Here is a 22,173-nt window from a genome sequence, read left to right on the forward strand (position 1 = left end):
TAATAAATTAAGTTATTTCTTGTTTTTTTTTTTTTTTTAAGGCTTTTGTGAAAAAAAACCGCCCAATCCGAAGACTGAGCAGTTTCAAAAAAAAAAGCATGAATCGATCGATCAATTAGCTCTCATTTTAATTTGTGATAAAGTATTTTGAATACTATTCAATTGTTTGGAAACGATATAAATCTGATCGTGTTCCAAATGGTTTTCTTCGAGTGCCATTTTATATTTTTCGATTGCAGCTTCTTCGCCAGTAATACAGGCGTTTATAATAGCTTCGGTATCGCCTCCTGTAAAAGCAGATTTAATATCTATCCAAGTACGGTGTAAAGCTCCAAGTGGCCCTCCGCCTGAAGTATCTGTCGATTTTCCAAGTTTATTGATTTGGTTTTGCAACTCTACAATAAATAAAGCTCTTTCGCGGGCATATTCTAGGAAATCGGTTTTCATTGCTGGATTTTCTACATGCTCCGCTGCATTTGTATATCCAAGTTTTCCATCTTCAAGAATTGAAATTAATCCTTCTAAAGTTTTAATTGTTTCTGTGGTGGTTTCTTCTGCATGTGTCATGACATATAATTTTTTGAAATTAATATGTTACAAAGTTTGCAATTATAAGGAGCTTTGTTTTACAGGATTGCTATTGCTATTTTATAATATTGTGGAATGGGAATTTTGAAACTTATTTTTTGGTTTGCCACGAATTTCTCAAATTTTTGATGTTGTAAATTTAATTCTGAAAAATAATAGTTTCTTTTTTTTTCGTTTGCGTGAGGGATAGGAGTGGAAAGCCCACAGCCGTGAGGAACGAACAGGCGAGGACTTGTAACGGATAGCCCGACCCGGAGGGGCACGCCCAAATTAATTGCATAAAAAAAACAGCTTAAAGTATAAAAGTGATGAAACTTTTGAACCTTAAGCCGTTTTAATAAAACTTAGAATATTGTTATGCAGTCAAAGCTTCTTTGATTCTGCGTAATGCTTCTTTTAAGATGTCGTTGCTTGTTGCATAAGAGAAACGAATACAGTTTGGATTTCCGAAAGCATCTCCAGTTACTGTAGCCACGTTTGCTTCTGCTAAAAGATACATAGAAACGTCGTTTGCATCTTTAATTTCGTGTCCTTTTAAAGTTTTTCCGAAGAAAGAAGAAACGTCTGGGAATACGTAGAATGCTCCTTCTGGTACGTTGATTTTCACTCCTGGAATTTCTTTTAATAATCCAACAACTAAATCTCTACGTCCGTGGAAAGCTTGTACCATTTCGTTTAATACGCTTGGATCTGCATCTACAGCTGTAATTGTAGCTCTCTGTGCAACAGAATTTGCACCAGAAGTTACTTGTCCTTGAATTTTTGTACACGCTTTTGCGATGAATTCTGGAGCTCCAATATAACCAATTCTGTATCCTGTCATGGCGAATGCTTTTGCAACTCCGTTTACAGTGATTGTTTTTTCTAACATTCCTGGAATTGAACCGATACTGCAGAAAGTTCCTGAGAAATTGATGTGCTCATAGATTTCGTCTGCAACAACGTAAATATTTGGGTGTTTTTCTAAAACTTTAGCCAAAGCTGTTAATTCTTCTCTGCTGTAAACAGATCCTGAAGGATTACATGGAGAAGAGAACCACATCATTTTTGTTTTTGGTGTAATTGCTGCTTCTAATTGTTCAGGAGTGATTTTGAAATCTGTTTCTACAGAAGTTGGAACTTCAACAGGAACTCCGCCAGAAAGTTTTACGATTTCGAAATAAGAAACCCAGTATGGTGCTGGTAAAATAACTTCATCACCATCGTTTAACATTACTTGCGCAATGTTATATAAAGATTGTTTTGCTCCCGTTGAAACTACGATTTGAGATGGTTTGTACTCTAAATCATTGTCTCTTTTGAATTTTCTGCAGATAGCTTCTTTTAAATCTTGGTATCCGTCAACAGGAGAATATGTACTATAGTTGTCGTCGATTGCTTTTTTTGCAGCTTCTTTAATAAAGTCAGGTGTGTTGAAATCTGGTTCACCTAAACTTAAGCTGATAATGTCTTTTCCTTGTGCTTTTAATTCGCGTGCCAAAGCAGCCATTGCTAATGTTTGCGAAGTTGCAAGATTGTTGATTCTGTCCGAAAGAATATGATTCATTATAAAAATTTTGAATGTCCTTAAATTTGCTGTGTTGTTTAAGGAAGGTTATTATTAATAGATTTTTTTAGTTTTTTAAACTGATAATTCAGGTTTCATTCCCAAATCACGTAAGTGTTTAAAGTGAGCAATAACAGCACTTCGCATGGTTTTATATTCGTAATAAGGCAAGTTGCATTCTTTTGCTGTTTCTTTTACAATTTTGGCAATTTTACCGTAGTGAATATGACTGATATTTGGGAAAATATGATGTTCTATTTGATGGTTTAATCCGCCTGTGTACCAATTTACAATTGCATTTTTTGGTGCAAAATTGGTAGTAGTGTACAATTGGTGAATTGCCCAAGTATTATCCATTTCTCCTAAATCATTTGGAGTTGGGTTGGTTGTGTGATCCACAACGTGTGCTAACTGAAACACAATACTTAAGATTAATCCTGCTGTGTAATGCATTGCGAAGAATCCAATCAAAACTTTCCACCATGTAATTCCGATTACCATTGGTAAAACAATCCAAATTGACACATAAATCATTTTAGTGATGATTAATGTTGTCCAAAGAATTTTAGGGTTTTTTGGTTCTCCATAAGATAATTTTCTTTTTAAGTAGTTTCTCATTTGCTTAAAATCGGTTGTTAAAGCCCAATTGAAAGTCAGTAAACCGTATAAGAAAACAGAATAATAATGTTGAAAACGATGAAAACGATGCCATTCTGCGTGTTCTGTAAAACGAATGATTCGTCCTGCATCTAAATCTTCGTCGTGTCCTGGAATATTAGTGTAAGTATGGTGTAAAACATTGTGCTGTACCTGCCAGTTGTAAACGTTTCCTGCTAAAACATAAATAGTTCCGCCCATAAACTTATTAATCCAGCTTTTGTTGGAATAGGAACCATGATTACCATCGTGCATTACGTTCATTCCAACTCCAGCCATCCCGATTCCCATAACGATAGACAATAAAAGCATTACCCAAAAAGGCATGTTTAGTGTAAGGATTAAAAAATAGGGAGTTAAGAAAACAGCAAATAGAATAACAGCTTTTAGATGTAACTTCCAGTTTCCGGTTTTCTGAATGTTATTCTCCTTGAAGTAATTGTTTACTCGTGAGTTAAGTGTTCTGAAGAACTTCAGATTATCTTGCCTTGCAAAAGTTGGAGCAGTGTTATTCATAATTAATTTAAATAGATTTCAAAGGTAATTATTATAAATTTTCAATTTGCAAAATTGAGTTAAATATTTCAATCGTAAAGTAGTACTTTTGTTAAAAATTTACAGCAATGGATGAGATATTGAAATATTTTCCGGATTTGACCGATCTTCAAATCGAACAATTTCAAAAATTAGACTTTTTATACCACGATTGGAACGAAAAAATCAATGTAATTTCTAGAAAAGATATTGATTCTTTATATACAAAACACATTTTGCATTCGTTAGGAATTGCCAAAGTGATGAGATTCGAACCTGGAACGACAGTTTTGGATGTTGGAACAGGAGGTGGTTTTCCTGGAATTCCGTTAGCGATTCTTTTTCCTGAAACCCGTTTTTATTTAATTGATGTTATTGCAAAAAAAATAAAAGTGGTTCAAGGAGTTGTAGATACATTAGAATTAAAAAATGTAAAAGCCGAACAAAAACGTGCTGAATTGGTTAAAGGTGATTTTGATTTTATCGTGAGCCGAGCCGTTACCAATATGCCAGATTTTGTTTCTTGGATAAAAGATAAAATCAAAAAACAGCATAAACATAAATTGAAAAATGGAATTCTTTATTTAAAAGGAGGAGATTTGACAGAAGAGCTTAAAGATTTTCCTAATGCTACTTTATATGATTTAGCTGATATTTTTGAAGATGAGTTTTTTGAAACAAAAAAAGTAGTCCATCTTCCTTTAAAATTTAAACCTTAAAAAGAAATAACCCGTAGAGTAAAACATCTACGGGTTATTTTTTTAATAAAAACTATTAAAAAACTAAGAATGAATTCTAAAAGGATTTAAAAATTGATTTGCTTGATAATTCAAGTTGTCAATAAATCCATGTATTGCAATCTCTGATGCTTCATTAGTAGGTTTGAATTCAGAATCAAAGAAGAAATCACGGCAAATTAAAGGTTCGTTAGAAGAATCATAAATGTTTTCTTCCATTTCGTTTAGATCAAAATTTTGATATTCTGATGGATATAAGCAAATTAAATCTACCATAACGCGGTTAAACCATCTGTCAAATACTTTCTTTTTAGGAGTGATATGGCGTGCTAACAATACTAATCCGGTAAGTTCGTTTTGCAAGTAATAAGAGCCTTTTCTGTATAAAATATCGATCATTCTCACATTCATATGAGCAATCCATAATGGTCCGTCTACATTGCCAGAAGCAGGAATTTCAAAATCGGTATCAAATAATAATGGTTTAGTTTGCTCTAAGTTTTCTATAGAACACCAAAGAGCTTCAATACGTTTTTGAGTATCATTTGTTACTTTTGTATATCCCGTAAAACGCCAATAAACCCATTCTAATAAAGCGGCTGCCAAACCAACAGAAGCTTTATGGTTAATTTGTGTTAATAAATTTTCTAAATCTTCATTTTCTCCTAAAGGATCTAATAATTCATTTATTTTCTTTTTGTTCCATTTAAAATCAATTGCGTGACCAATGCTTTTTGATTCTAATATGATTTTTGGTACATTGTTTAAATTTTTCATAAGCTTAAATTGTTTAGATTTTACTAGTGATTTTCATAGGACAAATGTATTGTGATGTTTTTTTTTCAAAAGGAGCTATAAGTTTTTAAAATATCAAAATAAGTTTTTTGACGAACCTATGTTGTTGAAAATCAATAAAATAAGAAAATTACTACAAAGTATATTGTGAATCCTTATTTGAAGTACTTGTAATGAAGAAATGAAAAATTTGATACCTATTAAGATTGGAAAACTTATACTTATTGACATTCTAAAAATGTCATCTTTTGTAGGTTGAAGGAAAAATAAAAAGCCGAATCTTTTTTAGATTCGGCTTTTTTATATTGTCAGATTTGCAATGTGAAACCTGAAATTTTTAAACTAAATTAACCTAAGAAAGGATATCTGTAATCTTCTGGAGTTACAAAAGTTTCTTTGATAGTTCTTGGAGAAGCCCAACGTAATAAGTTCAATGCAGAACCTGCTTTATCATTAGTTCCGGAAGCTCTTGCTCCACCAAAAGGTTGCATTCCTACAACTGCTCCTGTTGGTTTGTCGTTAATGTAGAAATTTCCAGCAGAGTTTTGTAATTTGGTTGTAGCCACTTCAATAGCATAACGATCTTGGCTGAAAACAGCTCCTGTTAAAGCGTACTCAGAAGTAGTGTCAACTAATTCAAGAGTTTCTTCCCATTTTGCATCTTCATAAACGTAAATTGTGATAACTGGCCCAAACAACTCAGTTTCCATTGTAGTATATTTTGGATTTGTAGTTACAATAACTGTTGGTTCAACAAAATATCCAACAGATTTATCGTAGTTTCCTCCAACAATGATTTCAGCGTCGGCATCTTTTTTGGCTTGGTCGATATAACTAGCTAATTTGTCAAAAGAACCTTCGTGAATAACTGCAGTAATAAAGTTTCCAAAATCTTCTGGAGAACCCATTTTCATAGATTTTACATCAGCAATTAATTGTTCTTTTACAGCTGGCCATAAACTTTGTGGAATGTAAGCTCTAGAAGCTGCAGAACATTTTTGTCCTTGGAATTCAAATGCTCCACGGGTAATTCCTGTAACCACTTGTTTTACGTTTGCGCTTGGATGAGCAATGATAAAATCTTTACCTCCAGTTTCACCAACGATTCTTGGATACGTTTTGTAATTGTGAATGTTTGCTCCAATTTTAGCCCAGATATCTTTAAATACATGAGTTGATCCTGTAAAGTGAACACCAGCAAAATCACGGCTAGCCAAAACAGTATCAGTAATCATTAAAGCATCTCCGAAAACCACATTGATAACGCCGTCAGGAACTCCGGCTTCTTTGAAAACATCTAAAATGATTTTTGTAGAAAATACTTGGCTATCACTTGGTTTCCAAACCACAACGTTACCCATCATTGCAGCACTTGCAGGAAGGTTAGCAGCGATAGCAGTAAAGTTGAAAGGAGTGATGGCGTAAACAAAACCTTCTAAAGGTCTGTATTCTACACGATTCCAAACCGTAGAATCTGATTTTGGTTGATCGTTGTAGATTTGAGTCATAAACTCAACATTGTATCTCAAGAAGTCGATTAATTCGCAAGAAGCATCGATTTCTGCTTGGTGAATATTTTTAGACTGACCAATCATTGTAGCAGCGTTTATACGTGCTCTGTATGGTCCTGCAATAAGTTCAGCAGCTTTTAAGAAAATAGCAGCACGCTGTTCCCATGCCATGTTTGCCCATGCTTTTCTTGCTTCAAGAGCATTTGCGATAGCTTTTTCGATATGTTGTTTTTCCGCTAAATGATATTTTCCAACTACGTGTTTGTGATCGTGCGGAGCTGTAATGTTTCTTGTGTTTCCAGTTCTGATTTCTTCGCTTCCAATATGTAAAGGAACGTCAATTTGAGAATTCCACATTGTAGTGTAAGCCGCTTGAACAGCTGCTCTTTCTGGTGAGTTCGGTGCGTAGCTTTTTACAGGCTCGTTTACCGCTTTAGGTACATGAAAAAATCCTTTAAGCATGTTATTTAAAATTAGATTATTAGATAATTTACTGTTAGACGATTTGATTTGTTACGAATAATCTAACGCTGCACAAAAGTACAAAGGATAAATTAATAAATTGATAATTTTATGATTAAGATAACGATAAAAGAAAACGTTCTAAAAAGATACCTTTAGTTTAAAGCAAAAGGAGCGCACATTCTAAAAGTAGGAACGATTACTTTGAATGTTTTTGTAGTAGTAAAATTGATCATATTAAAATGACCTTTCATTGCTCCATACGGAGATGATAGTAAACAGCCAGAACTGTAAGTGTGATTTTCACCAGGTTTTAAAACTGGTTTTTTGCCAATTACACCTTCGCCGTCTACGACTTCTAAATCATTTAATGAATCAAAAATTTCCCAGTGGCGTGAAGTTAATTGCACTGAATCTTTACTGTGGTTTTCAATCGTAACTACATAACTAAAAGCAAAATGAATCTTGTAGTTCTTGAAGTAAGTACCTTCAAAACTAGTCAAAACAGATATTTTTATGCCTCGTGTAATCTGAGAAACCATACTAACGCAGTATATATGTGTGTGTTATAGTGGCAAAGCTACGAAAAAAAATCTTTTAATCTAGAACCTTAACATTGTTTTAATTGACTATATTGATAGAGTTTGCATTTCCTTTACCAATAACACGCTGATAACGATCTGTTGCCTCTTTGTAATACACTAAAATTGTATATTCATTTTCGGTCTGATAGAAGTTGCCATCGATAGCATTTTCGTAATCAATATTTCCTTTTTTGTCAGCTACAGTATACTGGAAATTGGTAAAACCTTGTTTAATCATAATGGCTTTTTCAAAAACTCCTTTGTCTGTATTGTAGTCCATTTTATATTCTGGAGCAAGACTGTAGTTGTTAAACATTCCTGTAATGTAAATATCTTTATTCAATCTAAATGCTGGAGCAGAGAGTGTAAAATAAACCCAGGCATAATCTGCTTCAATATCATTGTTAGAACCATTAATGTTTTTAACAACAAAGTTTCCGTTTACATCTTCATAGTTCGTGTAAATCTGATTTCCTCTTGCCTGACTCGTATATAAATAAGCATTGTAAATATCGCTATTCGAGCCTATTTTTGCGACATTATTGCTGGCAGCACGAATATCTTTGTTTTCAAAATATAAAAATTCATTTCCGCCCCAAAATTGAGTTTCTTTATCATATTTGTAAATCAGCTGATTGCCGATTGTATATTGAGGAACAATGTTTTTAATAGCCGTATTAAAGTTTCCGTTTTGAAAAAGAAGCACTTTTACATTTTGTAAAGGCGTTTGAAAAGTAATATCGTTAGACGAAATGGCAAAATCCAAATTTTGTTTTTGTTCAATATTGCCAAGGTTTCGGCTTCTTTTTACCTGTGCAGCTACAGTTGATTGATTTTCGTACAAAATAAATTTCCTAGAAAGTACCAACTCACGGTCTTCATTAAGAATTCTAAGCATATAATTTCCGGAAAGTCTCAACTGTGTTGTAAACTGATTCGGAAAAGAAAGTCTGTAGTGTGAATAAATCTGAAGCGTATTAAATGAATTAGAATAATCATTAATTCTTTGATTGTCTAAACCTATTATGTAATCTGTTTTCGGAATGTCAGTTGGTTTCCAGTTATAATCACAATGAAGAACTTCAAAATAATAATTAGCCTCGTTGCCAAATAAATCGTCAAACTGAAATGCAAATGTAGAACCTAATTCGAAAACAGGTACTACATTACTACCATTTTGAACAAATGAAACGGTTTTAATATTATAAGGAGGTTCAACTTCATTCTGTATTTCCTGCGCTGTTATCGAATTAACGAAGAAAAAAAATAAAAGGCTTTGATATAAAAATTTTGACATCTTATAGTGTTGTAAGATTGTAAATATAACAATTTTACACAACGAAAAACAGACTCTTTTATTGGTTTAACGTATTAAGAATTTAAAATGTACTCCAAATTAGCTTCGATTTCATCATTGATATAACTTTCTTCTAAAAGAGAATCAGATAATAATTTTTTGTTTTCCTGCAATTTGATGATTTTTTCTTCAACTGTATTTTTCGAAATAAATCGAATCACATTAACTTTATTCAGCTGCCCAATTCTGTGAGCTCGGCCAACTCCTTGTTTTTCTGCAAAAGGATTCCACCAAGGATCTAAAAATAAAACGTAAGAAGCTTTGGTAATATTCAAACCGACACCACCAGCTTTCAACGAAATAAAAAACAACAACGGATTTTCTTTTTCCTGAAAAACTTTCACTTGTTGTTCTCTTTTACTGGCAGGCGTTTCGCCTGTAATTTCGCAATATTCTATTTTATTTTCTTTACACCAATCTGTATAAAAACTTAGGTTGGTAACAAACGAACTGAAAATGATTACTTTCTGTTTTGCTTTTACCAAATTTTCCAGATAATTGGTAACCGCTATAAATTTTCCAGAATCAATTTCTGATTCCTGATCTACCATTTTAGGATGATTACTCAATTGACGCAACTTCATCAAAGTATTAATAATACTGATTTTGTCTGGACCAGATCCGTCTGTTTTAAGAAGGAAATTACGCGCTTTAGATTTTTCTTTTTCGTATAATTTCTCTTGTTCAGGATCCATATCACAATAGTAAATCTGCTCCGTCAATTCTGGTAAATCTTTTAAAACCTGTTCTTTGGTTCGTCGCAAAATATAAGGCTGGACAAGATTTTTTAATTCTGATAAAACATTCTCATCCTGTCTTTTCTCAATAGGAGTTTTAAAATTATCCATGAAAAATTTATAATTCCCCAAAATATCAGGGTTTATAAACTGCATTTGCGACCATAAATCGTCAAGCGAATTTTCGATTGGTGTTCCACTTAGCGCTATTTTATGCCCCGTACTGATTTTATTTATGGCTTTAAAAATCTTAGAATCTTTATTTTTAATGTATTGACTTTCATCCAAAATCAAGTAACGGAAATCGTATTTTTCTAAAATAGCAATATCACGATGAATGATGCTGTAACTTGTAAAAATCAAATCGGTTGAGTTTATTCTGCTCGCTAAAGATTTTCTGTCATTACCAACATATTGCATTTTCGAAAAGTGAGGCGTAAACTTCCCAGCTTCATTAAACCAGTTAAAAACTAGTGATGAAGGGAGAACTATTAAAGCTTTGAGCGGTTCTCTTTCAATTGTAGTTTCATTAGCAAATAAATCGAAATTGGTAGTTTTTGTTGTAAAGCCTAATTGTTCTTGTACAGAAACCAAAACAGATAATGTCTGCAAAGTCTTTCCAAGTCCCATATCATCAGCCAGACAAGCCCCCATATTCGAGTTAAAATGTCCTAAAAGCCATTTTACACCATCAATTTGATATGGTCTTAAAGTCGCTTTGATTAATTCTGAACCTGTAAATTCGGCTTTATGAATTTGTTCTAAATCATTATCGATTTCTGAAATTCCATCCAATGCCGTAAAGTTGCTTTTACGTAAAAGTAATTCGCCATTTTCTACTTTGGCTAATTTTGCCAAAGAGCCATATTTGCTAAACCATTCTAAAGGAATCAGGAAATAATTTCCGTCAGGTAATTGAAAAAGTCTTTCTTTACTTTTGATATTTGGAATAATTTCGCTGAAATTGATTTTATAATTTCCAATCGTAATAATGATTTTAATGTCAAACCAATCTGCTTTTGTTTCTTTTGCAATCGAAACGGTATTGCTTTCAGTAATAATTTCTTTGCTTTCAACTTTCAGATTTTCAATTGTAAATCCTAAGCTTTTCAGTTCTTCTTTATGATCAATAATAAATTGAATATTGAGAAAAGGATCGGAATTCTCAACTTCTGAATTTAATCCGTAGAATTCGTTTTTGATTATGTTTAAACCTAATTCGGCTAATTTGTCTGTGTATAAAGTTTCGTCTGGACTTCTTTTAAACTGAATAATTTTAGGCTGATTGGCAATGCTGAAATCTACAAACGAATGTGTTTTTTTTGTTTTGGAAGCATCAAATACATAACCGTCATAATCAAAATAGAGATTGAGATAATAACAGTTTTTAAAGAAATCATGAACAGGCTGAATTGTACATGAAATAATTTTATCACGATTTTCTACTTCAAATCCATTTGCTTCAATATCAATTTTTTTGGCTATTTCGGGAATGAAACTTTTAAAGTAATCATCAACTAATTTTGATGGAATTTCGATTGATTTTTTCTTTAAAAAAGGCATTAATTTTTTAGCATTAAGCTCTTTTAACTGCCCTAATTTTTTATTGATAATTAACCAGCCTGGTTCATCTAAAAGAATATCAGCTTTACTTTCCATTGGTAAAAAAGCTTTTTCATTTTCTTTTAAAGAAAGGGTATAGGTAATTCCTTCAGAATGTTTGTCGAATTGAATTTGTGGTTCAAAATAAAGCGGATTAACATCGACTCTCGAACGATAAAAATCTTTTTCAGGACCAATGTTTAGAGATAATGGAAACTGTTCTTGTACAATCAAATTGTAAAAAGAACCGAGGTGGAATTTTAAATGCTGACGAATTGCAAATTCAATTTTAGAATCTTTCTGCAAATCTGCAATAGTTTTGGCTGATTTAATTTTGGCACTGAATTTTTTAAAAATAAATTCAGGTTTTAATGATTCACAAGCAGTGAGAATCTTTTTGGTATTGGAATCTAAATTGTCAAAACTAATTCCGAAGCTTTCCAATACCCCAGAAGTTGCTTTTTTGTTTAAATATTTAATTTCATCTGTATTCTCAACGATGTATGAGGTTGGAATAAAAGTGTTCAGATTTTTTTCAAAGCTGATGTCGAAGCAAAATTGAAATGATTTTGTAGGTTCCAAAGGTGTAGGGATTTGGTTGGCTTATAATTTGGGATTGGGGCAAAAAATAAAGAGTTTTCAAAATATCAATAATTTGAAAACTCTTTTAAATGAACTTATATCACTTGTATGGTTCAAAAAAACGGTTTAGTTTTCCTGTGGTTTAAAGCAAAGCGGAATAATTTCTCCTTTTGCTAAACAATATTTTTCAACCAATTCAGGTGTAATTTTATTAGTGTAATCTTCTTCAATTACAATGAAGCCAATACTTCTTAATTTATTGAAATAATCGCGTCCGTAAACACGAACGTGATCATATTGTCCGAAGATTCTAGCGCGTTCTTTTTGATCTGTAATTGAATCGTCTGCGAAAGTCACTTCACGATTTAAATCTTGTGGAATTTGAAGAATCGCCATTCCACCTGGTTTTAAAACGCGAAATAATTCCTGCATTGCTTTAGTATCGTCTGGAATATGCTCTAAAACGTGATTGCATAAAATCACATCGTATTCGTTGTCTTTAAAGGGAAGATTACAAATATCTGCTTTTACATCTGCCAAAGGTGAAAGTAAATCGGTTGTGGTATAATCCAGATTTTTTTGCTTGCGGAATAATTTGTAAAAAGCTTGTTCCGGAGCAAAATGCAATACTTTTTTAGGAGCTGTAAAAAAATCAGTTTGATCGTTTAAATACAACCAAAGCAAGCGATGTCTTTCTAAAGAAAGTGTACTTGGCGAAAGCACATTATTACGTTGTTTTCCGTATCCGTATGGCAAAAACGATTTAAAGCTTTTTCCATCAATTGGATCAGTAAATTTGTCTCCTCTTAATGAGAAGGCTAAAATAGGACGTGCTACATAACTCAAACGAATTAATAATGGACGCGGTATTGTATTTAAAACTAATTTGAAAAGTTTCTTCATGGGGTTGTTCCAAAATATTTTTTGTTTTCCTGCAAGGTTTTTAAAACCTTGTAGGTATTTAAGTTTGAAAAAGACACCTACAAGGTTTTAAAAACCTTGCAGGAGTTCGAATGTTTTTTAATTTTAGAATCTTGGCTAATAACTACAATACCAATGGAACTTGTCTAAACTCATCCTCTTCATTGCTTTCGATTCCTAGAGCTTTGTAGATGTATTGGAAGGTCGATAATAATTCTGGTTTTCCATCGATTAAAGCTACATCATGCTCGAAATGCGCGCTTGGTTTTCCGTCAGCAGTTAGAATTGTCCAGCCGTCTTTAAGTTGTTTGATGTTTTTTGTTCCCATGTTAATCATCGGTTCAATTGCTACCACCATACCTTCAACAAAAAGTTTTCCTCTTCCTTTTTTACCATAATTTGGCATTTCAGGAGCTTCGTGCATTTTTTGTCCAACACCGTGTCCAACTAATTCACGAACTACGCCGTAACCGTGAGCTTCAGTATATTTTTGAATCGCATTTCCAACATCTTCAACGCGATTTCCAGCTTTAAATTCTCTAATTCCAACGTAAAGAGATTCTTTTGTAACTCTTAAAAGTTTTTTTACTTCTGGAGCAACTTCACCAATCTCAAAACTGTAAGCGTGATCTCCGTGGAAACCATTTTTAAAAGCTCCGCAGTCAACCGAAATTACATCACCACTTTTTAGCGGAACATTATTAGGGATACCATGAACAACCTGAGCATTTGGGCTCATACAAAGCGAATTCGGAAAATCGTACAATCCAAGAAAACTTGGGACGGCTCCGTGATCGCGAATAAATTCTTCGGCTAATTTGTCAAGATATAATGTAGTAACTCCTTCTTTAATTTCAGAAGCAATCATTCCTAATGTTTTTGATACGATTAAGGCACTTTCGCGCATTAATTCGATTTCTTCCCTAGTTTTTTGGATAATCATATTTTTTCCATTTTTCAGTTCGCAAAAGTACAATTTTTATCTCATTTTTCAGGTAATTTTTTTTCGCCACAAATTCACGAATTATCTCTAATCAAAAACGTTGAAAATCGAATTTCGCAAATTTATTATTGATGAATTTAAAGGTAAATTTTTTGAAATAATTCGTGAATTCGTGGCTAACAATAACTAAGTTTTTCAGAAAAAAGCCCTAAATTAGTAGTAAAAACCGTTGTAATCATGGAAACTATTACAGATCAAGATATACAAAAAATAAAGGCGTTAAAGAAAATGAAAAGAAATGCTTTGTCTCTTTTAGGTATTGCAGTCTTATTATTTATCATCGCCATTTATTATAAAATTCCGATACTTCAAGCTTTTAGTGAAGCCGCAATGGTCGGTGGAATTGCCGATTGGTTTGCTGTTGTAGCGTTGTTTCGTCATCCGCTAGGAATTCCGATTTGGCATACCGCTATTATTCCGACCAAGAAAAATGAAATTGGGGAAAATCTTGGAAATTTTGTTTCGGAGGAATTTTTAGATCGTGAAAAACTGGAAATCAAGTTAGATGAATTCAATTTCGCAACCAAAGCATCAGATTGGCTTTCGCAGGAAGAAAATGCTAATAATATTGCCAATGTTGTAGCAGTAAATATAATTCCTGGAGTTTTAAGAACTATAAAAGATGAAGATGTCAAGAGATTTATTCAAGTTCAGTTTAAAGAAAAAATGGAAGGAATAAATTTTGGAAACTGGGTTGCCGTTGCTTTAGAACCTTTGCAAAAAGGAGATTTAAAAAATCAAATGCTGACCAATCTTCTTGAAGTAATGAGTGCCGAATTGACTAATAATAAAGACTTAATTCGACAGAAAGTAAAAGCTTCAACTCCGTTATTGAGTTTTGGATTGGCTGATAAAAGTATTACAGAAGGAGTTTTTAATGGTCTGCAGGATTTTCTGAATGAAGCCAAAAAACCTGAAAGCGCTGTTCGATTAAAGATTGATGAATATATTTTTAATTTTCTGGAGAAGGTAAAAAACTCAGAAGAAATGAGAGTTAAAATCAATGATATGATTTTAGGTTTTGTTGGAAAAAAGGAAGTTCAGGATTATATCAACGGAATTTGGGATGAAATCAAACTTTCAATCACCAATGATTTAAATAAAGGAGATGAATCTTCCATTAAAAATAATATTTCTAATTTAATTCAAACCTTTGGAAACGGAATTCAAGAAGATCCTGTAATGATTGATAAAATCAATAATTTCATTAAAAACGATCTCCTTTCGGTTCTTCTCAATAATAAAAAGGTAATTGGTGATTTGATTTCGTCAACAGTAAAAAGCTGGGATGGAAAAGAAGTTTCAGAAAAATTAGAATTAGAAATCGGAAAAGATCTTCAATACATCAGAATCAACGGAACTTTAGTGGGCGGAATTATTGGACTTGTGATTTATGGAGTGGAGCAGTTGTATCATCTTCTCGTAGTGTAAATATTTACAATCTTGTCATTTCGACGAAGGAGAAATCTTCGGTAGAAATTCTATAAAGATTGATGTTTTTAGGAGCGGAGCTACTTGCGGAGATTTCTCCTTCGTCGAAATGACAAAACAGGTGTGAGAAAAAAAATAAAAGAGGCGAATTCTTTAGAATTCGCCTCTTTCTGTGAGTTCTGTTTTTTTAAATGAACTTATATCACTTATATGGTTAAAAAGCTTTTACAAAAGTGAATGACAAGTCATAGCATTTGGTTGCTGAACGCCCATTAATTCTAAAATTGTTGGAGCAATATCACCTAAAACACCATCTTGAATGCTTTTTAGTTGTTTGTCAACCAAAATAATCGGCACTGGGTTTGTTGTGTGTGCTGTATTTGGAGATCCATCAGGATTGATCATTGTTTCGCAGTTTCCGTGATCTGCAATTACGATTGTAGTATAATCATTTGCAAGAGCAGCTTCGATAACTTGTTTTGCACAAGCGTCAACTGCTTCGCAAGCTTTAATTGCAGCTTCCATAATTCCAGTATGGCCAACCATGTCTCCGTTTGCGAAGTTTAAGCAAACAAAATCAACTTCACCTTTGTTCAATTCAGGAACAAGAGCATCAGCTAGTTCGTAAGCGCTCATTTCTGGTTTTAAATCATAAGTAGCTACTTTTGGAGAATTTCTTAAGATTCTAGATTCACCTTCAAAAGGAGTTTCTCTACCGCCAGAAAAGAAAAATGTTACGTGAGGATATTTCTCAGTTTCAGCAATTCTGATTTGTTTTTTACCAGCTTTTTCTAAAACTTCACCAAGAGTTTCGGTAATATTATCTTTATTATAAACCACTTTCACATTTTGGTATGTTTCGTCGTAGTTTGTCAAGGTTACATAATACAATTTTAGTTTATGCATATTTTGTTCGTGGAAATCCTGTTGCGAAAGTGCTTCAGTCAGTTCACGACCTCTGTCTGTTCTAAAGTTAAAGAAGATTACAACATCATCTTCAACAATTGTAGCAAGAGGTTTTGCATTTTCATCAACGATAACAACTGGCTCGATAAATTCGTCTGTAACATCTTTTTCATAACTTGAAAGGACACTTGCAACAGCATTTGTTGATGGAGTTCCAACGCCGTTAACCACAAGATCATAAGCTAGTTTTACACGTTCCCAACGTTTGTCGCGATCCATTGCATAGTATCTACCAATGATAGAAGCGATTTTTACAGGAGTATCTTTAATATAATCTTCAAGATCATGAATGTATTTTGCTCCAGATTTTGGATCAACGTCACGTCCGTCTGTAAAAGCGTGAACATATACTTGATCTAAACCATATTCTTGAGAAGCATCGATTAATCCGCGAAGGTGTGAAGTATGTGAGTGAACACCACCATCTGAAACTAATCCTAAAAAGTGTACTTTTTTATTATTTGCTTTAGCATAATTAAACGCGTCAATTAAAACTTGTTCTGTTGCTAATGTTTTATGTTCTACCGCTAAGTTAATTTTAGCTAAATCCTGGTATACAATTCTTCCGGCACCAAGATTCATATGTCCAACTTCACTATTTCCCATTTGACCTTCAGGTAAACCAACATTTAAACCATCAGTTCTAAGTTGAGCACTTGGGTAGTTTTTGTAAAGACTGTTTATAAAAGGAACATTTGCATTGTCTATTGCAGATACTTTAGGGTCAGGAGATTTTCCCCAACCATCTAAAATCATAAGGATAACTTTTTTGTTCATTACTTTTTTGTTTTCTACAAAGATAAGGCATTTATAAACTTTGCGGGAACAGAACAGAACATTTATGTTTAATAAAATGAAGTTTGATAAAAAATATTAATTTAATTATAGAAGCCTTTATTTTTTAAAATTAATTCACGCGAAGTCCTATTTCAGACTTTATTTTTGATGGACAATATTATTCAACAAAATGATATAAGCTTAAACAAAGTCTTTTAAATTAGAGAATTATCAGCTCATTTTGTTGTATTTAATCAAGTTTTCGTTTCAAGATTTCCACTTTTTGATGTTTTTTTAAGAAAACGGACTAAAATGTTATGATTTTTAGCGTAAGATAAAATCTTACATAAATCGCATTTTTATGTTAATAATGTTAAAGTTTAAACAAAAAAGGCCTGAAAATCAGGCTTGTATTTTGCAGGGAGTGAATTTTTTATACTTTTGCGATACCCAAATTTTTGTTTAACCTAAAGAAATTCAATGATTTACAAGATTTATCCACTATTCGTGTTTTTGCTATTGTCTTTTGGAAAAGACTCAAAAACCACTACAGACCTTAAAAAGAACGTTACTGTAAAATCGATTGCTAAAGTAGAAAAAGTTACAGTTGATTCTAAAATCGAAAGTGTTTATAATGCCTTGAATGCTAACAACTTTAAGATGCCAGAATTTAAAACTTTTACAGAAGCTTTAAAAGGATTTTATTTGTTGAAAGAAAGAGGAGTTGTTAAGAAAAATATTTTGACACTTATTGATTTCAGTTTATCATCAAACACAAAACGTTTGTGGGTGATTGATTTGACAACCAACACTATTTTGTTTAATTCTCTTGTGGCGCATGGTAGAAATACTGGAGAAGAATTTGCTACAGCATTTTCAAACTTAAACTCTTCATTTAAAAGTAGTTTAGGGTTTTATGCTACAGGTGAAATTTACCAAGGAAAACATGGCGCTTCATTGCGTTTAGATGGCTTGGAAAATGGTGTAAACGACAATGCACGCCAAAGAGGTGTTGTAATGCATGGTGCAGATTATGTTTCTGAATCTTTTATCAGAGATCATAAAAGATTAGGCAGAAGTCAAGGATGTCCTGCTTTACCAGTTGAATTGACTGATGAAATAATTCAAGTTATTAAAGATAAATCGTGTTTATATATTTATCACCCATCAAGAAGTTTTACGATGGAGGAGAGGCTAATCTCTTAGTTTAGCATATAAATCCGAATCTAAATTATAAATATCAGCTCTGAATAGGAGCTGATTTTTTTTGCTCCATGCTGTCCAATACCATTGATATAAAGAATATTTTTTGGTGATTTTAAAGCTCATTGTTTTTTTAGAAGCAATAATAGTATCAATTCTATCTTGAGGCCAGTTTCCATCAACATCTAAAATATGTTGTGCCAATTCTAGCGGATTTTCAACACGCACACATCCTGAACTCATAGAACGATTGTTTCTTCCAAAAATATTACGATGATTCGTATCATGAAGATAAACACTGTGATGATTTGGAAATAGAATTTTCATTAAACCTAGAGAATTGTAATATCCTGGACTTTGTACATAGCGATAATTGTTTGGTTTTTTTTCATTCCATGAAAGAGGATCAACAACATTACCAGATGTGTCGTAAATGGTGATATTTTTCTTGGCCAGATAATTTCGGTTTCGTTTCATTGCTGGAACAACATCTTCTTTCAGGATTGTTGGAGGAACAGTCCATGTCGGATTAAAAACAACTGTTTTTAAAAAAGAAGTAATAATAGGAGTTCTTCTTTTGCTCGTTCCAACCACAACATTTCTAACCAAAGTCGTATCTTGGTTTTCTACAACATTCAAACTGTAATCTGGAATATTGATAATGAAATAATTTTCGGCTAATTCGTTCGGATACCATCTCCAACGCTCCAAATTAGCAATAATCTGATTTTTTCTTTTCTCTTTAGAATAATTCAAAGCGTTAATTGTTCCAACGCCAATAACTCCGTCAGAAGCTAAACCATGTCTTTCTTGAAATCGTTTAACGGCTTCAAATGTCTTTTGGTTGTATATCTTTGTAAGGCTGTCTTTTCCAGACATATCATTCCAGTATAAAAGTCTTTTTTTGATGTTTATTAACGCCGAGTTTGTATCGTTTAAAACAATTTTGTCTGTAGATTTAATACTTTCAATATCTTCGTCTGGAAAAGTATTTATGATTTCCAATGCTTTCAAAAGCTCTTTGTACGTTTGTGTTTTAGGCTGAACGTTTTCGACAATGCTATCTAATTTGTTTTTATTGAAAGCTTTAATCAGTATATTATTTACATCAAATGTCTTTTCTTCCAAATCCCAATTTCCATAAAGTTTCTTCGGGTCTAGTTTTCCTTTATATAAATGATTGAGATATTTTTCGAAATTATAAGTTAGTAATATATCATAAGTTGCTAAATCAGAATCACTAAGCGAGCTGATTTTGCTTTCGAACTTTCTTAACTGAGAAGCTTTATAATCTTCTGGTTCTAAACCTAGTTTGTCTGAGTTTTCTAATTGGGTTAAGATGTATTTTCTTTTTTCAAGATTTCCCCAAACAGTCTTATTCTCAGATGCTAGATAAAATTGTTTTAAAGTTTCACTCTTAAAAGTGCTTAAAGTTGCGGTGTCAACATCAACTTTTCTCTCATCTGTAAGTAGGATTGCTGGCACCGTTTTTTTGGTGGCAGGAGCGGGTTTTGGAGCTTCTTTTTTACAGCTCACAAAAATGCATATTACTACTAAAGAGTAAAGTTTTTTCATAGGTTATAATTTTTTAAACATCAAATAATGTTCGCCAACGTCTTTAATATCAAATGGATCACCCAGGGGTTGGTAATTCATTTTTTGATAAAAACCGACAGCGGCTGTTCTGGCGTTAAACCAAATTAAATCGACTTTGTGTTCATTGCAGTAGGTTTCGCAATGTTTAACTAAAGCTTCTCCAAACCCTTTTTTCTGATGGGTTTCTAAAATAGCCATTCCTCGGATTTGGGCTTGATTTGGCTCGGCAAATATAGGATTGATTTTATCGAATAACGAAATAATTCCTGTTAAATTTTCATCATCAAATAAGCCGAAATGATGCGTTGTTTCTAGATCGTCTCCTTCGAAGATGCAACTTTCGATTGGTTTTCCTTTTCTTAAAACAGGTTGGCGAACAACATAAGTCTCTTTTGATGTAATTTCTTTGATTGTAATCATGATTTTTTTTAAAAATATTCAATTTATAACTTTTTAATTTTAAATAAGTTATAAATTATTGTTGTTTTTTATTGATTTTTTTTGCCAAAAAGCTTGTTTTGAACTTAACTTTCTTTCTATATTTGCACCACCAATGCGAAAGTAGCTCAGTTGGTAGAGCTCCAGCCTTCCAAGCTGGTTGTCGCGAGTTCGAGCCTCGTCTTTCGCTCTAAAAAATCTAAACATTATTTGTTTCGATTTTTAGTCAAAAATAAATATTTTTTGATTTTTATTTGTTTTAAAAATTAATTTATTTATTTTTGCACCCTGTTAATGCGAAAGTAGCTCAGTTGGTAGAGCTCCAGCCTTCCAAGCTGGTTGTCGCGAGTTCGAGCCTCGTCTTTCGCTCTTTAAAAGCCTCAAACATTGTTTGAGGCTTTTTTGTTTTTTGTTTGTTTTAAACCATATAAGTGATATAAGAAATTGTAAGTTTTTTTAAGCTTAGATTTAAATGAACTTACATCACTTATATGGTTTGATAATTATTTCAGATTGCTTAGGTCACTTTCTGTTTCTAATTCTAGTGGCTCTTGATTTTGTCTGAATAAACGAGCTTTCAAGTCTCCTTTTAAAGTGATTTTATCTCCTTTTACTTCCAGCCAGCTTCCTTCTCTTAAGCCTAAAACAGGAATTGTATTAAACGCATGAAATTCTTTAATTCTTGTTTCGCGTGTTTCTCCCATGTGTTTAGATTGTAAGTCGGCATCTAAATAATGCGGATTTAAATTGAAGGGAATTAATCCTAATGTCTGGAAACTTGGCGGGTAAATAATAGGCATGTCGTTAGTAGTTTGCATTGATAGTCCGCAAATATTACTTCCTGCACTCGATCCAAGGTATGGTGTTCCATTTTTTACAGTTTCAGAAATTAACTGCATAATGTTGTTTTTGTAAAGCTGAGTGACCAATAAAAAAGTATTTCCGCCTCCTGTAAAAATTCCTTCAGCATTTTTTACTGCGTCTTCTGCATTTTCAAATTCATGAATTCCCTTTACTTTTATATTGATTTTAGAAAATGCTTCTGCTGCTTTTTGGGTGTATTCGTCGTGTGATATTCCACTAGGACGTGCGTAAGGAATAAATAATATGGTTTTGCAGTTTTTGAAATGCGATTGTAAAATAGGTAAAATATATTCTAAATAATTGCCTCCATGTAAAGTTGAGGTGCTAGCAATAATAATACTTTTCATGATTTTTTTAACTCAAATTTTGATGTATAAAGATATTAAAAACTCTTTTTTGTGAATGTTTTTTTGAGATTTTAATTAACATATTTTTACCAACTCATTAGTATTAAATTTGGATGAGATTAGGATATTTTTACCGTTTTAAGAATATTTTTAAATTATCTTGTTTTGTTTCAAAAAATCACGTGTTTTTTAGTTGTTATGATAGGTCAGACATGTTTGTCTCAAACTCAGGATCGTTCTGTATTGAACGGTAAAGTAGTTTCGAATACTTCAAATATGGAAGGCGTCTATGTAATTAACGCTCAAACAGAAGAAACGGTTACTACAGATGTTTCTGGAGCTTTTTCTATTTCAGCAAAAGCAGATGATGTATTGGTTTTTTCGTCAATTAATTTTAAGGAGAAAAGGATTATGCTGAAATCGGAAGATTTTCTAAATATTAATTTTTCTGTAAAACTTACTATGGTGATGCATGAGTTACAAGAAGTTGTGATTAAGAGATATGATAATATTAATGCGGAAAATTTGGGAATAATTCCGAATGGGCAAAAGAAATATACTGCAGCAGAAAGAAAATTGGAGACAGCAACTGCTTTAAACGCTACAGCAAATGCCGGAACTATGGCAGGCGGATCTGTTTCTGCCGATCCTTTGTTGAATTTTTTCTCAGGAAGAACTGCCATGCTCAAAAAGGAAGTTGCCGTAGAGAAAAAGGAGTTTTTTATGAGGCTTTTGGAGAATATGTTTAGTTTGGATCATTTTATTGACCGTTTGAAAATTCCAGCTGAATATGTCAAAGGCTTTGAATATTATGCTGTAGAAAATGAAAAATTTACAGTGATTTTAAATTCTAAAAATAAAACTTCAACAGAATTTCTTTTAGGAGAATTGGCGGTTAAGTATAAAGAAATTATTGCGAGTGAGAATAAGTAAAT

Annotated in this window: 18 protein-coding genes and 2 tRNA genes; 6 read left to right on the plus strand and 14 right to left on the minus strand. The window is 32.6% G+C overall.

Features of this window, described 5'->3' with window-relative positions; genetic code table 11:
- Positions 1-111: 111 nt before the first annotated feature.
- From VGE71_RS04705 to VGE71_RS04715, 3 genes are all read right to left on the minus strand, one after another.
- Positions 112-567, minus strand: coding sequence for a PA2169 family four-helix-bundle protein (locus tag VGE71_RS04705; protein WP_331137256.1), 456 nt, complete (start codon positions 565-567; stop codon positions 112-114).
- A gap of 376 nt (positions 568-943) precedes the next feature.
- Positions 944-2,134, minus strand: coding sequence for a pyridoxal phosphate-dependent aminotransferase (locus VGE71_RS04710; RefSeq protein ID WP_012023823.1), 1,191 nt, complete (start codon positions 2,132-2,134; stop codon positions 944-946).
- A 75-nt stretch (positions 2,135-2,209) separates the two neighbouring features.
- Positions 2,210-3,307 (minus strand): acyl-CoA desaturase, encoded by a 1,098-nt coding sequence (locus tag VGE71_RS04715; protein ID WP_331137257.1) that lies wholly within the window; start codon positions 3,305-3,307, stop codon positions 2,210-2,212.
- Positions 3,308-3,414: 107 nt separating this feature from the next.
- Here VGE71_RS04715 and rsmG point away from each other — a divergent pair, with 107 nt between their 5' ends.
- Positions 3,415-4,044, plus strand: a complete 630-nt coding sequence (gene rsmG, locus VGE71_RS04720) for a 16S rRNA (guanine(527)-N(7))-methyltransferase RsmG (RefSeq protein WP_331137258.1) — start codon at positions 3,415-3,417, stop codon at positions 4,042-4,044.
- A gap of 63 nt (positions 4,045-4,107) precedes the next feature.
- On the opposite strand, the gene VGE71_RS04725 is transcribed toward rsmG, so the two are convergent.
- The 7 genes from VGE71_RS04725 to map all read right to left on the minus strand — a co-directional run bounded on the left by VGE71_RS04725 (position 4,108) and on the right by map (position 13,556).
- On the minus strand, positions 4,108-4,839 hold the full coding sequence (locus tag VGE71_RS04725) for a hypothetical protein (protein ID WP_331137259.1): 732 nt from the start codon (positions 4,837-4,839) through the stop codon (positions 4,108-4,110).
- Positions 4,840-5,204: 365 nt separating this feature from the next.
- Positions 5,205-6,830 carry an L-glutamate gamma-semialdehyde dehydrogenase gene (gene pruA / locus VGE71_RS04730; protein WP_331137260.1) on the minus strand — a complete coding sequence of 542 codons (1,626 nt, stop codon included), beginning with the start codon at positions 6,828-6,830 and terminating at the stop codon, positions 5,205-5,207.
- Between the two features lie 155 nt (positions 6,831-6,985).
- The gene (gene apaG / locus VGE71_RS04735) at positions 6,986-7,372 is read right to left on the minus strand and encodes a Co2+/Mg2+ efflux protein ApaG (RefSeq protein WP_008467225.1); all 387 of its coding nucleotides are present in this window, start codon (positions 7,370-7,372) and stop codon (positions 6,986-6,988) included.
- A gap of 79 nt (positions 7,373-7,451) precedes the next feature.
- Positions 7,452-8,711, minus strand: a complete 1,260-nt coding sequence (locus VGE71_RS04740; RefSeq protein ID WP_331137261.1) for a DUF5103 domain-containing protein — start codon at positions 8,709-8,711, stop codon at positions 7,452-7,454.
- A gap of 74 nt (positions 8,712-8,785) precedes the next feature.
- Positions 8,786-11,692 (minus strand): DEAD/DEAH box helicase, encoded by a 2,907-nt coding sequence (locus VGE71_RS04745; protein WP_331137262.1) that lies wholly within the window; start codon positions 11,690-11,692, stop codon positions 8,786-8,788.
- A gap of 126 nt (positions 11,693-11,818) precedes the next feature.
- The gene (locus VGE71_RS04750) at positions 11,819-12,595 is read right to left on the minus strand and encodes a class I SAM-dependent methyltransferase (protein ID WP_331137263.1); all 777 of its coding nucleotides are present in this window, start codon (positions 12,593-12,595) and stop codon (positions 11,819-11,821) included.
- Between the two features lie 142 nt (positions 12,596-12,737).
- On the minus strand, positions 12,738-13,556 hold the full coding sequence (gene map, locus VGE71_RS04755) for a type I methionyl aminopeptidase (RefSeq protein WP_331137264.1): 819 nt from the start codon (positions 13,554-13,556) through the stop codon (positions 12,738-12,740).
- A gap of 237 nt (positions 13,557-13,793) precedes the next feature.
- Here map and VGE71_RS04760 point away from each other — a divergent pair, with 237 nt between their 5' ends.
- On the plus strand, positions 13,794-15,047 hold the full coding sequence (locus tag VGE71_RS04760; RefSeq protein ID WP_331137265.1) for a DUF445 domain-containing protein: 1,254 nt from the start codon (positions 13,794-13,796) through the stop codon (positions 15,045-15,047).
- Positions 15,048-15,272: 225 nt separating this feature from the next.
- Here VGE71_RS04760 and gpmI read toward each other — a convergent pair whose 3' ends face one another.
- Entirely contained in the window at positions 15,273-16,790 is a 1,518-nt protein-coding gene (gene gpmI, locus VGE71_RS04765) for a 2,3-bisphosphoglycerate-independent phosphoglycerate mutase (RefSeq protein WP_331137266.1), read from the minus strand.
- Positions 16,791-17,270: 480 nt separating this feature from the next.
- Here gpmI and VGE71_RS04770 point away from each other — a divergent pair, with 480 nt between their 5' ends.
- Positions 17,271-17,996, plus strand: a complete 726-nt coding sequence (locus VGE71_RS04770; RefSeq protein WP_331137267.1) for a murein L,D-transpeptidase catalytic domain family protein — start codon at positions 17,271-17,273, stop codon at positions 17,994-17,996.
- Here the strand turns inward: VGE71_RS04770 and VGE71_RS04775 are convergent.
- Positions 17,985-19,568, minus strand: coding sequence for a L,D-transpeptidase family protein (locus VGE71_RS04775; protein WP_331137268.1), 1,584 nt, complete (start codon positions 19,566-19,568; stop codon positions 17,985-17,987). The genes VGE71_RS04770 and VGE71_RS04775 overlap by 12 nt on opposite strands.
- A gap of 3 nt (positions 19,569-19,571) precedes the next feature.
- The gene (locus VGE71_RS04780; protein WP_331137269.1) at positions 19,572-20,009 is read right to left on the minus strand and encodes a GNAT family N-acetyltransferase; all 438 of its coding nucleotides are present in this window, start codon (positions 20,007-20,009) and stop codon (positions 19,572-19,574) included.
- A gap of 135 nt (positions 20,010-20,144) precedes the next feature.
- On the opposite strand from VGE71_RS04780, the gene VGE71_RS04785 reads away from it, so the two are divergent.
- Together VGE71_RS04785 and VGE71_RS04790 are read left to right on the plus strand one after the other, a co-directional pair.
- Positions 20,145-20,217 (plus strand) — tRNA-Gly (locus VGE71_RS04785).
- A 106-nt stretch (positions 20,218-20,323) separates the two neighbouring features.
- A tRNA-Gly gene (locus tag VGE71_RS04790) sits at positions 20,324-20,396 on the plus strand.
- A 134-nt stretch (positions 20,397-20,530) separates the two neighbouring features.
- On the opposite strand, the gene pepE is transcribed toward VGE71_RS04790, so the two are convergent.
- The gene (gene pepE / locus VGE71_RS04795) at positions 20,531-21,238 is read right to left on the minus strand and encodes a dipeptidase PepE (RefSeq protein ID WP_331137270.1); all 708 of its coding nucleotides are present in this window, start codon (positions 21,236-21,238) and stop codon (positions 20,531-20,533) included.
- Between the two features lie 198 nt (positions 21,239-21,436).
- On the opposite strand from pepE, the gene VGE71_RS04800 reads away from it, so the two are divergent.
- The gene (locus tag VGE71_RS04800; RefSeq protein WP_331137271.1) at positions 21,437-22,171 is read left to right on the plus strand and encodes a carboxypeptidase-like regulatory domain-containing protein; all 735 of its coding nucleotides are present in this window, start codon (positions 21,437-21,439) and stop codon (positions 22,169-22,171) included.
- Positions 22,172-22,173 lie beyond the last annotated feature (2 nt).

The organism is Flavobacterium sp. (assembly GCF_036405015.1).
GTDB lineage: Bacteria > Bacteroidota > Bacteroidia > Flavobacteriales > Flavobacteriaceae > Flavobacterium.

Coding starts and splice junctions, on each gene's coding strand:
- VGE71_RS04705 (WP_331137256.1), bottom strand. CDS start 567: ATGACACATGCAGAAGAAACCACCACAGAAACAATTAAAACTTTAGAA.
- VGE71_RS04710 (WP_012023823.1), bottom strand. CDS start 2,134: ATGAATCATATTCTTTCGGACAGAATCAACAATCTTGCAACTTCGCAA.
- VGE71_RS04715 (WP_331137257.1), bottom strand. CDS start 3,307: ATGAATAACACTGCTCCAACTTTTGCAAGGCAAGATAATCTGAAGTTC.
- rsmG (WP_331137258.1), top strand. CDS start 3,415: ATGGATGAGATATTGAAATATTTTCCGGATTTGACCGATCTTCAAATC.
- VGE71_RS04725 (WP_331137259.1), bottom strand. CDS start 4,839: ATGAAAAATTTAAACAATGTACCAAAAATCATATTAGAATCAAAAAGC.
- pruA (WP_331137260.1), bottom strand. CDS start 6,830: ATGCTTAAAGGATTTTTTCATGTACCTAAAGCGGTAAACGAGCCTGTA.
- apaG (WP_008467225.1), bottom strand. CDS start 7,372: ATGGTTTCTCAGATTACACGAGGCATAAAAATATCTGTTTTGACTAGT.
- VGE71_RS04740 (WP_331137261.1), bottom strand. CDS start 8,711: ATGTCAAAATTTTTATATCAAAGCCTTTTATTTTTTTTCTTCGTTAAT.
- VGE71_RS04750 (WP_331137263.1), bottom strand. CDS start 12,595: ATGAAGAAACTTTTCAAATTAGTTTTAAATACAATACCGCGTCCATTA.
- map (WP_331137264.1), bottom strand. CDS start 13,556: ATGATTATCCAAAAAACTAGGGAAGAAATCGAATTAATGCGCGAAAGT.
- VGE71_RS04760 (WP_331137265.1), top strand. CDS start 13,794: ATGGAAACTATTACAGATCAAGATATACAAAAAATAAAGGCGTTAAAG.
- gpmI (WP_331137266.1), bottom strand. CDS start 16,790: ATGAACAAAAAAGTTATCCTTATGATTTTAGATGGTTGGGGAAAATCT.
- VGE71_RS04770 (WP_331137267.1), top strand. CDS start 17,271: ATGATTTACAAGATTTATCCACTATTCGTGTTTTTGCTATTGTCTTTT.
- VGE71_RS04775 (WP_331137268.1), bottom strand. CDS start 19,568: ATGAAAAAACTTTACTCTTTAGTAGTAATATGCATTTTTGTGAGCTGT.
- VGE71_RS04780 (WP_331137269.1), bottom strand. CDS start 20,009: ATGATTACAATCAAAGAAATTACATCAAAAGAGACTTATGTTGTTCGC.
- pepE (WP_331137270.1), bottom strand. CDS start 21,238: ATGAAAAGTATTATTATTGCTAGCACCTCAACTTTACATGGAGGCAAT.
- VGE71_RS04800 (WP_331137271.1), top strand. CDS start 21,437: ATGATAGGTCAGACATGTTTGTCTCAAACTCAGGATCGTTCTGTATTG.